The organism is Chitinophaga solisilvae, assembly GCF_009928525.1.
In the GTDB taxonomy this organism is placed as follows: domain Bacteria; phylum Bacteroidota; class Bacteroidia; order Chitinophagales; family Chitinophagaceae; genus Chitinophaga; species Chitinophaga solisilvae.
This window is the reverse complement of sequence record NZ_JAABOK010000011.1, coordinates 261,056-274,791: the sequence shown is the minus strand read 5'-3', so window position 1 is coordinate 274,791 and position 13,736 is coordinate 261,056. Positions and strand designations below refer to the sequence as shown.

Sequence of the window (13,736 nt, the reverse complement as noted above, 5' to 3'; positions counted from 1 at the left end):
AGCCTTTAAGAGGCTGCCAGCTGATAGTAGCCTAATATTACATTCTGATCAGGGATGGCAATATCGCATGGAAAAATATCAGACACTGCTTAGCGACCGGGAGATTTTACAGAGTATGTCTGCTAAAGGCAATTGTCTGGATAATGCTGCTATGGAAAGTTTTTTTAGTATCCTTAAAACTGAACTTTTCTATCTTCAAAAATTTGATTCAATTAAGTCGTTGAGACAGCAAATCGTTAAATACATCGAGTATTACAATAATGACAGGATAAAACTTAAACTAAATGGCTTGAGTCCAGTAAATTACCGTACTCAAGCCGCTTAATTTTTAAAATCTAATAAAAGTGTCCAACTTTTTGGGTGCACTCCACTTTTAATCTTCGTTTTAATCTTCGCTTCTACATTCGTAATTCGCAATTCGTAATTCGTAATTAAACCCACCTACTTTGCCGCCTATCACTATTTCCCCACCTATACTTGCATATCCCCGCCCATCTTTATATCTTACCGTCACCATCAGCCAAAACATATCACAGTGAACTAACAGGGATCTATAAACGAATCCAATCAAACAGATATATGGCAAAACAAAACAGCGATTCAAGGCGCGCATTCCTCCGGAATTCCCTGGGGGCACTGGCCGCTTTTACGATTGTTCCACGGCATGTACTGGGGCGCGGCTTTCTGGCCCCCAGTGACCAGCTGACCAAAGCAGTAATAGGCACCGGCGGTATGGGCCGCGGCCACTTTGGTTATGCAGGCACCCGCGTAGTGGCAATCTGCGATGTTGACCGCAACCACCTCAAACTCGCTATGGACCAGCTCGGAGATAAAGGCGTCAAAACCTTTTCCGATTACCGGGAAGTCATCACGTTACCGGAAGTGGACATCGTTCACGTGGCCACACCGCCGCACTGGCACGGTATTATTGCTGCCGATGCAGCACGCGCCGGTAAAGACATCTGGTGCGAGAAACCGATGACAGCTACCATCGGCGAAGGAAAACGCCTGGTGGAAGCAGTACAGCAGCATGGCCGCATCTTCCGGCTCAATACCTGGTTCCGCTTCGAAGACCGCTTCTATGGCATGGGCACCACCGTGAAACCTATCAAGAAACTGGTAGACAGCGGTCTGCTCGGATGGCCCCTGAAAGTCACCGTAAGCAAGCATACCGGGTTCGACTGGAAATTCTACTGGGTCGGAAAAACCAACCTGGAAGCCATGCCCGTACCTAAAGAACTGGACTATGACATGTGGCTCGGCCCCGCACCTTACCGTCCCTACAACGCTCATCGCGTACACCAGACCTTCCGCGGCTACTGGGATTATGATGGCGGCGGGCTCGGCGATATGGGACAACACTATCTCGATCCAATACAGTATTTCCTCGGTAAAGATGATACCAGCCCTGTCAGCGTAGAAATAGATGCACCGCAGCAACACCCCGATGCAGTAGGCACCTGGAGAAGAATTACCTACACCTACGCCGATGGCTGTCAGATCATCCTGGACGGTGAAGGCAAAGATGAAAAGGCCGCTTATATTGAAGGCCCGAAAGGTAAGCTGTATCCGGGTTTCCGCTCCGATATACCGGAGCTGGAAAAGAAACTGGCTGCATTCCCCGACCCGGCGCCACAGCAGACAGACTTCGCTGACGCGGTAAAGAACCGTAAGAAATTTGCACTCAACGAAGAAAACGGTCACCGCTCCTGTACGTTGGTGAATATCGGAAAGATCGCCCTGCGCCTGAACCGCAACCTGAAATTCGATCCCGTAAAACAGGAATTTATCGACGACGCAGGCGCCAACAGCCTGATCTATCAACCCATGCGTGGTTCATGGACCATCTAAATCTAACTACCAGGAAATTTAAACTATGAAAAAGAGTTTATACATATTGGCATTGCTGGCTGGCTGGTGCTGTACTGCGTTTGCGCAGGGCCCGTCTGATCAGCGTGCATTTCATACCAAAGTAGCTGACGTACTGGCCCTGCTGCCATCGCCGGATAACGCGCAGTTCAACACCAGCATGAGCGCCATCGCCGCTCTCGGAGAAGAAGGACTGACCCGCATCGCCGGTATGCTCGCCGCACCCGGCAAAGGCGACAACACCCAGCTGCAGTATGCGCTGGCAGGATACGCCTATTATGTAACCCAACCCGGAAAAGAAACCCTGCGCAAACAGGCCGCAGCAGCCTTCTGCCAGGCAATCGCCAAAACTGCCGATCCGGAAAATAAAGTGTTCCTGATCACGCAGCTGCAAACTACCGGCGACAATGACGCCGTAGCCACCCTGAAGCCGCTGCTGGCGGAAGACCGTTACTGCGATCCTGCTGCACGCGTACTCATCAAAATAAATACGCCCGATGCACAACAGGCATTACTCGGTGCGCTGGCAACCGCCAACGCTGAGAACCGTATCACACTGACTACCGCCCTGGGCGATAGCCGCTGCCGCAAAGCGGTAGCAGCCATTACGCCTGCTGTGAACAATGCAGACAAGAGACTGGTGAAAGCCTCCTTATATGCGCTGGCGGAAATTGCCGACCCGGCTTCTGCCGCCACCATCGCCGCCGCTGCTGCCAAAGCCGGCTACAACTATGATATTACCAATGCTACGGCCTCGTATATACGCTTTGCCGGTCAGCTGCTGTCAGACGGCAACAAAGCCGCTGCCGGAAAGATCGGGGAAGCGCTGGTGAAACAATGCACTGCTGATGCACAGGTGCATACCCGCACTGCCGGCCTGAAACTTCTCAGCGATGTCAACAGGGAAAAAAGTATCACCGCCGTTATACAGGCCGTCAACAGTAAAAACAATGAGTACCGCGACGCTGCCCTGAAATTTGCTGCGCCTTATGCCGCTGCTAATGCTGCCGCCTGGCTGCAGCAGCTGAAAACTGCCGGCGATGATAACAAGGCTGCTATTCTGACCATGCTCGGCGCGGGACAGGTGAAGGCTGCTCTGCCCGTAATGCTGCTGGCGACTGCTGCTAAACAGGAAAACGTAAAACACGCTGCTGTTACAGCTGCAGCCAGAACAGGTGAAACGGCTGCGCTGCCCGCACTGCTGGCAGTCATGAAAACAGGTACTGCAGCAGACATTGCCGCAGTGAAGGACGCATTGCTTCAGATCCCCGGCGAAGCAGTGGTACAACAGTCCGCCGCCGCGCTGGCAACTATGCCACCTGCGGCACAGACAGCTTTGATAGCTGTGCTGGCGGCCCGTAAAGCTGACGCGCATGTGAGTGAAGTACTGAAGCTGACCGAAAGTACGGATAAGGATGTACGAAAAACTGCTTTTGGTGCGCTGAGAAATATAGCCGGTAAAAGTATGATACCGGTATTCTTTAACATGTTACGCGTTGCTGCTGACCCGCAGGAGATCAGTGACATACAGGCAGGTCTTATCAGCGCCGGCGCCGGCAGCGAAGAAGTACTGGCACAGATGAAACAGGCGCCTGCTAACGATCAGGCCCGCTACCTCGCCATCCTGGCAGGTATTGGTCAGGGTACCGCATTACAGCCGGTAATTGCTTCCTTTACTAACGGTGACGGAAGTACGAAAAAAGCGGCGGTAGCTGCGCTGGCAGGATGGAAAAATGCTTCCGCTGCTCCCGCATTGCTGCAGATAGCCCGCGACGCGGCTAACAGCGCGTATAAAGAACAGGCGCTCAGCGGCTTTATCAACCTGGTGAGAAAATCCGGTTATCCGGCTGACCAGAAGCTGCTGCTGCTCCGCGATGCAATGGAATTAGCTCCTTCTGTGCCTTTACAACAGCAGCTGCTGGAAGGCGTGGAACAATGCAAAACACTGTCTGCCTTACTCTTCGCCGGCAACTACCTCGATAACAGCAACCTGCAGCAGGAAGCGGCCATGGCAGTGATGAACATTGCACTGGCCAATAAATCCTATAACGGTGCAACCGTACGTAACCTGCTGGAAAAGGCCGCCAAAGCGCTGAAAGGCGGGGATGCAGACTACCAGCGGCAGTCTGTCCGCAAGTACCTGGCAGAAATGCCGGCAGGCGAAGGCTTCGTGCCCCTGTTTAACGGAAAAGACCTGAGCGGATGGAAAGGCCTGGTGGAAAATCCGGTGGCCCGTGGTAAAATGGATAACAAAGCCCTGCTGAAAGCACAGGATAAAGCCAATGAAGCTATGCGCAAAGGCTGGTCCGTGAAAGACGGCCTGCTGGTTTTCAACGGGCATGGCGACAATCTCTGTACAGAAAAAAAATACGGAGACTTTGAAATGCTGGTAGACTGGAAAATTACGGCCAACGGAGATGCAGGCATCTACCTGCGCGGTTCCCCGCAGGTACAGATCTGGGATACCTCCCGCCGCGATGTAGGCGCAGATGTAGGTTCCGGCGGATTATACAATAATCAGCAGCATCCTTCCAAACCACTGGCGCTGGCAGATAACGGTATCGGTGAATGGAATCATTTCCGCATCGTGATGAAAGGAGACAGGGTAACAGTGTATCTCAACGGCGTACTGGTGACAGATAACACTATCCTCGAAAATTACTGGGACCGCGGCCTGCCCATCTTCCCGGAAGAACAGATAGAACTGCAGGCGCATGGTACTTATGTAGCGTACCGCGACCTGTATATAAAAGAACTGCCACGCGTACAGCCGTTCACGTTAAGTGAAGTAGAAAAAAAGGCAGGATACAAGGTGTTGTTCGATGGTACCAATATGCACGAGTGGACCGGTAATACCAAAGATTATGTGATTGATGAAGGCAACCTGGTGATCTATCCGAAAAATGGTGGTCACGGTAACCTCTATACGAAAAAGGAATACGGTAATTTTTCCTTCCGTTTTGAATTTATGCTCACACCGGGTGCAAACAATGGTTTAGGTGTGCGTGCCCCGCTGGATGGCGACGCTGCTTATCAGGGTATGGAGTTACAGATCCTGGACAGTGAGGCAGACATTTACAAGGACCTGAACATATACCAGTATCACGGTTCCGTATATGGTGTTATTCCTGCGAAACGTGGTTTCCTGAAGCCTGTGGGAGAATGGAACTATGAAGAAGCGATTGTAGACGGCACCCATATCAAGGTGATCCTGAACGGTACGGTTATCCTGGACGGAGACATTGCCGATGCCCGTAAGAACGGTACACTGGATCACAAGGACCATCCCGGACTGAAGAATGAAACCGGTCATATCGGTTTCCTGGGACATGGTTCTGTAGTGCGTTTCCGCAATATCCGTGTGAAGGAGTTGTAATAAAGCTGACTGTAATACAGTAAGGGCGCCGGTACTTACCGGCGCCCTTTTTTATACAACCTGGCGAAAGGAAAGTAAGAGGTGCTGCCTGCGTATCCCGGATGATGGGGCCGGAACTGCCATAGGCATCAGGAGAAACGCCGGCCGGAACCGGCGTTCTTTTTATTGAACGAAAGGATCCGCAAATTTCGGATCAGTAGCGAGTGAGTGGTCGGTAAGGGTTTTCAGGAAGGCGATAATATCTGCCATATCATTTCCGCGGAAGGGAATACCCGGGGAAATGCCGCTCAGCTGAATACCGATATTCGGGTTTTGTTTGATGCCGGTATGATAATGTTCCAGTACCTGTTCCAGCGTGGTGAAGCGGCCGTCGTGCATGTAGGGGCCTGTTAGCTCCACATTGCGCAGGGCGGGGATTTTGAAGGTTCCCTGGTCTTTCGCAAGATGGGTGATTTCGCCGATACCTTTATCGGTATAATCCGTTTCCAGTCCGTTGTTGGAGCCGAAGCCGGTATTGACGCCGGTATTTTCCACGATGAGCATGGAGGGTATCTGTCCGAAGGTAGAGGTTGGAAGGTCGCTGTGGCATTCAGAGCAGAAGTTCACCTGGAACAGCCGCAGCCCGTTTTTTTCCTGGGCGGTGAAGTTGCTGAAGTTATTGTCTGTGCCTTTGTCGTATTTGGAACTGAAGGAAACGATGCTGCGCAGGAATTGAGACAACGCTCTGGAGATTCTGTCAGCGGTAACAGTTTCAGTACCGAATGCTGCTTTGAACAGGGGCCTGTAGTAGGCGATGCCGGTGAGTTTGGTTTCCAGTGCGCTGAGGGAGGGCATGCCCATTTCTATCATGTCCTGGATAGGCATAAGCGATTGCGCTTCGAGATGGGCGGCGCGCAGATCCCAGAACATGGTTTTGTCTTTGAAGAAACGGAGGTTTACCGTAGGCATACCATTGCGGCGGGTGAGTTCGCCGGCGAAACCGGGTGACCGGGAGAGGCCGTCTGTAAAGCCTTTATCCTGATGGTGGCAGGAGCCGCAGGATTTTGTATTGTTTACCGAGAGGGCTTTGTCATAGAACAGTACCCGTCCCAGGGTGGCGCCTTCATTGGTAATCTGGTTGCCGGCCGGCATATTGTCTATCTCCGGCCTGCCGTTGAGGAAATTTTTCATATAGGTGGGCATGTTATTGCGTGTGCCTATATAATCATAGAGAGTGGCCGGCAGCCGGGGAACGCCTGTTTCTGTGACCGGTGCTGACGGCTCAGGGGCCTGGCCACCGGCTGAGGGCTTAGGATCTTTCCTGCACGACTGTGTCAGCAGGAAGGATACACTTACAGTAAAGCATAGGAGCAGCAGGTGTTTTTTCTGCATATTTTTTATCATGTCCGGTTATTTGCAGTAGTACACCTTTGAAAAGAAAAACCCTTACATCTATATGAAAAAAATTAATTTGCCGCGCGATAAGGGTATTCTTTACCTGAGGTGTATTATTACCGTAACAGCTAAACATTGGACGAACATCTGATAACAGGCGGGGATCAGGAACAACTGGTGGAACGGGCCTTTCATCTTTATTTTGAAGGGCTGCACCGTTATGCCTTTACCATACTGAAAGACAATGACGAAGCCAAGGATGCTGTGCAATCCGTATTTCTGAAGCTATGGGAAAAGAGAGCAGGACTGGATGAGCAGCAGTCCGTTAAATCATACCTGTATACGGCAGTATATCATTATTGCCTGAACATCAAACGGCATGAAAAAGTAAAAGACAGTTATATATCAGCCAGCAGTAACGTCACCGGAGTACAGGAACATGCGCTTGTCAGCAAAGAAACCTATCAGCAGATATTGCAGCATATTGAAGCGCTGTCGCCACAATGCAGGATCATCTTCTGCAAAAGCCGGTTCGACGGAATGAAATATGCCGAAATCGCCGCAGAAATGGGATTATCGGTGAAAACCGTGGAAGTCCAGATGGGTAAGGCATTACGCATATTGAGAGAAAAACTGTCTGAATTCCTGGTAACGCTGATCATTTTCTACCTGTTATAATCAACTATGGCATTCAATTTTACACGGCATGAATAAATCCGAACATATTCCATATGAACTGCTGGGAAAGTACTTTTCGGGGGAAGCCTCCCCGGAAGAGGCTATAGCAGTGGAAGATTGGATAGCGGCCGCTCCGGAACACCGCCGGCTGTTTGAGCAGACGGCCGGTTTATGGGAAAATGCGGCCGGCGGACAGCAACATACCTTGCCGGATAAAGCCGCAGTATGGCAGGAGATCCGCCGGCAACTGCCGGGCGCCGCTCCGCTGAAAACAGCTGCTGTACGCCCGGGCAACCGTCGCCTCATGGCTGCCGCCATACTGCTGCTTATCTGTGGCGCTTCGTTGTATTTCCTGCTGTACCGGACATCGGCGCCTGCCGCAGATTGGGTGTCCAGGCAAACTACTGCCGGCATTTTCCGCGATACGCTGCCGGATCATTCCCTGGCTGTGATAAACAGCCATTCCGCTATCAGCTATGAAAAAGGTCTGGCCGGCCGGAACCGGCTTATCAGGTTAAAAGGACAGGCATGGTTTGATGTAACTTTTAATCCCGGTAAACCGTTTATTGTGGAGGTGGGCGATATAGCAGTGAAAGTACTGGGCACCGCTTTTAATATTCAGCAGAAAGACAGCACCATCGAAGTAGCTGTACTGAACGGAAGCGTTGCTATGATGAACAGCCGGAACAGGCTCACCGTAACCGCCGGCCAGCAGGGTATCTATCATGCTGCCTCCGGCACCTTCGAACTGGTGAACGCTTTCAACAGCAACAAAATGGGCTATGCCACCCGTGTGTTTAACTTTGAGAATACATCCCTGAAAGATATAGCCGCACAACTGGAAAAAGCCTATGGCGTTACCATCCGCATTGCAGATAAAAAACTGGAGAACTGCGCCATGAGCAGCTCTTTTGAGAATAAACCATTGGATTATATTTTTGAAGTTATCTCTGTGACGCTTAATGTTCAATGCAGGGTAGAAAAAGACAGTGTATATATAAATGGCGAGGGCTGTAATTAAGCATCTGATCAGCAAGGCTGCTGTACTGATTTTCCTGATAGCAATAAGTGCTGCCCGTACCCGGGCGCAGCAGACACCTGCTTCCCTGCAACGGAAGGTAAATATAACAGTAACGAATATACGTTTTGACTCCCTGCTGAGCCTGGTCAGCAAACACACCGGCGTTAAATTTGCCGTGAATACACACAAGTTTCCCCCTTCAAAAATTATACGCGTCAGAAAAGGCGTACAGCCCATAACTACGCTGCTGGATAATATCAGGGAGCATACCGGCATCTGGTATACCGTCGTCGGGTCGCATGTTATTTTTGTAGATAACCCGCCGCGCAAAAAGGAACCGGTAACAGCACCCGCGACAACCACTGCTGCAAAGTATCCCGCGATACCTGTAAAACGTATAGCCGATACCGTATTCCGCATCGCACTGCAGCCACTGGCTACCGTGCAGTACCGCCCGGATACTATCCCGGATAGCTCCGGACTGGCATTCCCTTCTTTCGGTATAAAATTAAAAAAGACCAGAAAAGTAACCGCCGATACCAGCGCTACCGGATGGCTGAACATCAGTCTCCTCCGGCTGCCTTCCCTGTTTTCGCTGGGACTTTACCGGAACGATACCATGTACAGGCAGCTATCGGCGCACAGATCCCTGGTCATTGCCGGATGGTATGATACCACAAAGCAGCAGCCGCCACCGCCTTCGCCTGCAACCGCAGCAAAAAATACTGCTGCCCGCATCGTTGCCGCCAGACAACATACGGAGCGTAAACCAACACTGTTGCAGCGTACCGGCGATTTTATTAAAGAGGCCCTCACAGTGCCATACCGGCCTTCTACCAATGATACCAGATCAGAGAACAGTGATGCCGCCACCTTTGCGTTAGCACCCTTTATCAGAACAGGCGTATATGCGGATGAAACTTTTTATGTGAACCCCACCCTGCACCTGGGATTGCCATTCCTCTACGGCGTGCTTACCTGGAGCAGTAATTTAAATAAGTCGCTTGTCCGTTACGGCGCCGGTACGTCTGTACGGCTGGCTGATAACTGGCGTATGCACCTGCAGGTGACTACAGGTTCTCTGAACCTGAATGCAACAGACCATGATACCCTGGGAACTGCACTGCCGCTGGAAACAAAATCCAACTACCTGAAAGCAGCATTGCTCGCAGATAAACGCGTGGGTAAACAATTCAGGCTACTGGCAGGCGTTACCTTCAATCAGCTCAGCAGCACCTATTACTTCCGTAATAACCCGGTAGCCCCCGGTGACAGAGACTATCCCCGCTTTGCCAATCTGCAGCCGCCAGGCCCGCCCTACGGTAACAACAACGAAAACAATAAGCGACAATGGATTGGTTTTTATCTAGGCATTTTTTATCAGCTTGATTTTTTAAAATAGCATAAGGGTATTTTCTAAGGGAGGTGTATTAGTAGTGATTAAAATGAGCATGTAACTATTTCACTCACTACAACTTCTTATGACAATGATCGCACTACTCAAGACTGCGGAACGGACCAGCCATACTTCCTTCATCAACAACTATGTTTTTCAGCGGCACGTATTTGCCTATAAGGCTATTCCTCTTGAACATGTTGCCGGCCGTCATGTGCTGGAACTGGGCAGTGGCGAAGGTTACGGCATACAGCTGCTGTCGCGTTACTCAGCACGCTACCTCGCGCTGGACAAACATAAGCCGTTTGCCGAATTCCTGCCGGTGAATGCATCCTTCGAACAATGCGACCTGCCGGACCTTTCCCGTATCCCGGATAATACTTTTGATACCATCGTATGTTTCCAGGTAATCGAACACATAAAAGACGATCATACCCTGCTCCGCGAAGCCAGACGGGTACTGAAACCGGGAGGTACAATGTTTCTGACCACACCGAACAGACTTACCTCGCTTACCCGCAATCCCTTTCACGTAAGGGAATATCTGCCTGCAGAAATGAAAGCGCTTATCCGCACACATTTTGCCATCTCCGAAGTACAGGGCATCTATGGTAATGACCGTGTTATGAGCTACTACCAGGAGAATAAAAAAAGTGTGGAAGCCATTACCAGATTTGACATCCTGAACCTGCAATACAGGCTGTCGGCAGTTTTGCTGAGAGGGCCCTACACCCTGATGAATAACATCAACCGCTGGCTGCTGGTAAAAAAGATGGCAGATGTTACCGTGAATATCGAACACAAGGACTTCTTCCGGCAGCATCTGCAGGATGACTGCCTTGATTACTTCGTGACCGCAGTAAAAGAACAGTAGGGACTATTTGGTTATTTGAGATGTGGTTATTTGAGATTTGTATCTCATCATGATCATCCTCCTGACAACCAGGCTGGCATCATGCGGTGATACAAATCTCAAATAACCACATCTCAAATAAACAAATATTAACTTTTCTTTTAAAACTGTTTTTTGGGAAGGTGTAGTAAAAAAACTAACTTTTATATCAGATCCTGATCAGTGGTTTTTTTAACTATTAAATCTTCCACCTATGATTGATTACCTCTATTACAAAATGTACCGCGCATTCCTGTTATCCTATCTGAGAGACATCCCGCACACTTCAGCCAGGATATATTTACCAGGTCTTCTCTATGTCAACGTTCTGATCTTAAATGCACTGCTCTCGCGGTTGCATGTATTGCCTTTTATCTTCTACAACACCGGCATCGCCGTCTCGGTATGCCTGCTGCTGATAACTTTCAGTTTCGCCTACTTCAGCGATGACAAAAGTCTCAGCGTTGTAGAACGTTACGAAGATGAAACTGACGAGCAGCGTGTCAATGGCAACAAACGAGTGATCTCCTACGTTATCCTCACCCTGCTGTCTGTCCTCGCCATACTTATTATTTAGTTATTTGAGATTTGGTTATTTGAGATTTGTTTCACCTCACGATGTCCTCCTGCCCGTCACGAGGAAGATGATGATTTAAAACAAATCTCAAATAACCAAATTTCAAATAACTAAATATTCGCCGGGTTTTGCTGGAAGATGCGGCTCAGCATCTGGTATAGCTCCGGATGTTTTTCGGCGAGGAGGTCCGGCCGTTCGAAGAAGTATTCTGATATGACAGCGAAGAACTCGGCTTCGTTGGTAGCGCCGTATGGGTTTATATCGGTGTGCCCTTCAGACATTTCATGGATGGTTTGATGAACGAGTTTCATCCAGGGGATGCTGTAGCTGTGTTCCAGTAGTTTGGTAGGGAGGCCGTCTACCGTACCGTCTGACTTATCCAGGAGGTGTACAAATTCATGGATGGCGGTATTGCTTTTGTCGGTGGTGTTGGAAAAGCCTTCCCGCAGGGCAGAGCGGGAGAGGATCATTTGTCCGTTCAGTGCGCCGCTGCCTACCATGCCCAGGATATTACGGCGGTTGCCTTCAAACTGGTAGCTCTCATCAAAGGTGTCCGGGTAGAGGATTACATTGGTAAGATTGAAATATTCCCAGTCTTTGAATCCGAAGATGGGAATGATAGCGCTTGCGGCGATCAGTACACGGTCCAGGGGTTCTGGTTCAGCGCCTACGCCTTCGATATGTGTTCTTTTGAGGAAGCGTTCTACTTTTTCTTCAAAGCGTATTTTATCGTTGGGGCCCAGTTGCTGATAGTAGCGCACATTGGCTTCCAGCAGTTGCCGGTAACCGGTGGGAACGGCTGTTTTTTTGCGCTTCCGCCGGGTGTACAGGTTTTTGAAATAGAGCATGAGTATCAGCCCAATCAGTATCAATCCGAATAAGTCCATGCTGAATAGTTGAAAGTATTATTTTCTGTATGCTTTAAACTCTGATCCCGTTTTCCATTGAGGGAATCCGGTTTCATTGCTGAGGGTATAGCCAACATCGAACAGGAGGCGTACATCCGTTACCATGCCATCCATCACCCAGGTAGCCGGATTGAATTCATCGGCGGGGGAGTGGTAACGTAAACGGTTATACGCAGCTGTCTGTTCTTTCCCGGATCCGGGGGCTTTTCCGGAAATGTCGTTACCAGGGCCGATATAAAGGCCGGGAATACCTTTTTTGGCGAAATTGAAATGATCGGAGCGGAAGAACCAGCCGCCTTCAGGATTGGCTTCTTTCACGATGATGCGGTGCTGTTTTGCGGCGGCCCGCTGTGCGTATTCATCCAGTTCCGACTGACCGTATCCGATAACGGTTACATCGCTGGTAATACCAAAAGTATTGAGTACATCCAGGTTGATGTCTGCCACTGTTTTCTCCGGAGCAAAGACAGGGTGGGAGGCGTAGTATTCAGATCCCAGCAGCCCTTGTTCTTCGCCGGTGACAGAGAGGAACAGTACGGAACGTGCCGGTTTTTGTTTCAGCCGGGTGAACGCGGTGGCCAGTTCCAGCAGCCCGGCAGTACCGGTGGCATTGTCTACCGCGCCGTTATAGATAGAATCACCTTTAACGGCTTCACCTATCCCGAAGTGATCCCAGTGGGCGGAGTATACCACGCATTCCTGCGGCCGTCTGGCGCCGGGCAGTATGGCCAGTATATTATGTGAGGTGGATTTTTTGATGGTGTTGTTAATCACCAGGGATGTTTGCAGATGGAGGTCTACCGGCTTGAAATCCTTGTTCCTGGCCTGCTGCATAATATCCGGAGACACGCCAGCCAGCTGGAATATTCTGCGGGCGGCATCCTGCGTGATCCATCCTTCCAGCGCTGTCCGGGACATATTGTTGTCGGCTGTCTGCAGGTGCAGTTTAGAGTTGGACCATCCGCTGCGCACTACTTTCCATGGGTAGCTGGCGGCGGCGGTTTCATGGATGATGATAACGCCGGTAGCGCCCTGCCGGGAGGCTTCTTCAAATTTATAGGTCCAGCGGCCGTAATAGGTCATGGTGCGTCCTTTGAAGAGGGTGCTGTCTACGAAGCCCGGATCGTTAATCATCACGATAACGGTTTTCCCTTTTACATCCAGTCCGGCGTAATCGTTACGGCCATATTCCGGTGCTACGATGCCATAGCCGGCAAATACCAGCGCCGAATTACTGACGGTCACCTGCTCCTGTACACGGCGGGTGGCGGCTACATAATCGTCGAGATATTGCAGGGATACTTCGCCGCTGCTGCCTTTGATGACCATGTTGCCAGCGGGTCTGGAGGCGATATTCACCATCGGTACTTCCTGGAAATAACTGTTGCCGTTACCGGGTTTCAGTCCGAGTTGCCTGAACTGTGCTGCCAGGTATTGAATGGTGCTGTCTTCCCCGCGGGTAAAAGGTTTACGGCCTTCAAAGGCGTCGGAGGCAAGCACCTGTATATGTTTTGCAAAGCTGGTGGCATTGATTGCCCTGATAGCAGCGCTGTCCTGTGCGCGGATGCCATGCATGACCATTGAGCCGGCCAGGGTTAATATAACGGATGTTTTCACGGTTCTGATCAGTTGTTTGTTTGCAAAT

The 13,736-nt window shown here is 50.4% G+C and carries 11 protein-coding genes; 8 read left to right on the top strand and 3 right to left on the bottom strand.

The genetic code is table 11. From position 1 onward, the window contains the following. The 3 genes from GWG06_RS22505 to GWG06_RS22495 all read left to right on the top strand — a co-directional run. Nucleotides 1-325: IS3 family transposase (locus GWG06_RS22505; RefSeq protein ID WP_235938491.1), on the top strand; the 325-nt coding region annotated here is incomplete at its 5' end. 254 nt (nucleotides 326-579) lie between these two features. After that, entirely contained in the window at nucleotides 580-1,851 is a 1,272-nt protein-coding gene (locus GWG06_RS22500) for a Gfo/Idh/MocA family oxidoreductase (protein ID WP_127038714.1), read from the top strand. Nucleotides 1,852-1,876: 25 nt separating this feature from the next. Continuing rightward, a complete protein-coding gene (locus tag GWG06_RS22495; RefSeq protein ID WP_160716150.1) occupies nucleotides 1,877-5,245 on the top strand; it encodes a DUF1080 domain-containing protein in 3,369 nt (1,122 codons plus the stop codon). Between the two features lie 162 nt (nucleotides 5,246-5,407). Here the strand turns inward: GWG06_RS22495 and GWG06_RS22490 are convergent, their stop codons facing one another. Beyond that, nucleotides 5,408-6,628, bottom strand: a complete 1,221-nt coding sequence (locus GWG06_RS22490; RefSeq protein ID WP_160716148.1) for a cytochrome-c peroxidase — start codon at nucleotides 6,626-6,628, stop codon at nucleotides 5,408-5,410. A 126-nt stretch (nucleotides 6,629-6,754) separates the two neighbouring features. On the opposite strand from GWG06_RS22490, the gene GWG06_RS22485 reads away from it, so the two are divergent. The 5 genes from GWG06_RS22485 to GWG06_RS22465 all read left to right on the top strand — a co-directional run bounded on the left by GWG06_RS22485 (nucleotide 6,755) and on the right by GWG06_RS22465 (nucleotide 11,183). Then, the gene (locus tag GWG06_RS22485) at nucleotides 6,755-7,297 is read left to right on the top strand and encodes an RNA polymerase sigma-70 factor (RefSeq protein WP_127038723.1); all 543 of its coding nucleotides are present in this window, start codon (nucleotides 6,755-6,757) and stop codon (nucleotides 7,295-7,297) included. A gap of 28 nt (nucleotides 7,298-7,325) precedes the next feature. Then, nucleotides 7,326-8,318 carry a FecR domain-containing protein gene (locus GWG06_RS22480; RefSeq protein WP_160716146.1) on the top strand — a complete coding sequence of 331 codons (993 nt, stop codon included), beginning with the start codon at nucleotides 7,326-7,328 and terminating at the stop codon, nucleotides 8,316-8,318. Then, nucleotides 8,299-9,720, top strand: a complete 1,422-nt coding sequence (locus tag GWG06_RS22475) for a hypothetical protein (protein ID WP_160716144.1) — start codon at nucleotides 8,299-8,301, stop codon at nucleotides 9,718-9,720. Before GWG06_RS22480 ends, GWG06_RS22475 begins: the two co-directional genes overlap by 20 nt. 85 nt (nucleotides 9,721-9,805) lie before the next feature. Further along, on the top strand, nucleotides 9,806-10,588 hold the full coding sequence (locus tag GWG06_RS22470; protein ID WP_160716142.1) for a class I SAM-dependent methyltransferase: 783 nt from the start codon (nucleotides 9,806-9,808) through the stop codon (nucleotides 10,586-10,588). Nucleotides 10,589-10,820: 232 nt separating this feature from the next. Next, the gene (locus tag GWG06_RS22465; RefSeq protein WP_160716140.1) at nucleotides 10,821-11,183 is read left to right on the top strand and encodes a hypothetical protein; all 363 of its coding nucleotides are present in this window, start codon (nucleotides 10,821-10,823) and stop codon (nucleotides 11,181-11,183) included. A gap of 110 nt (nucleotides 11,184-11,293) precedes the next feature. Here GWG06_RS22465 and GWG06_RS22460 read toward each other — a convergent pair whose 3' ends face one another. Both GWG06_RS22460 and GWG06_RS22455 read right to left on the bottom strand, forming a co-directional pair. Then, entirely contained in the window at nucleotides 11,294-12,070 is a 777-nt protein-coding gene (locus tag GWG06_RS22460) for a M90 family metallopeptidase (protein ID WP_160716139.1), read from the bottom strand. Between the two features lie 18 nt (nucleotides 12,071-12,088). Then, entirely contained in the window at nucleotides 12,089-13,708 is a 1,620-nt protein-coding gene (locus GWG06_RS22455) for a M28 family metallopeptidase (protein WP_235938490.1), read from the bottom strand. Nucleotides 13,709-13,736 lie beyond the last annotated feature (28 nt).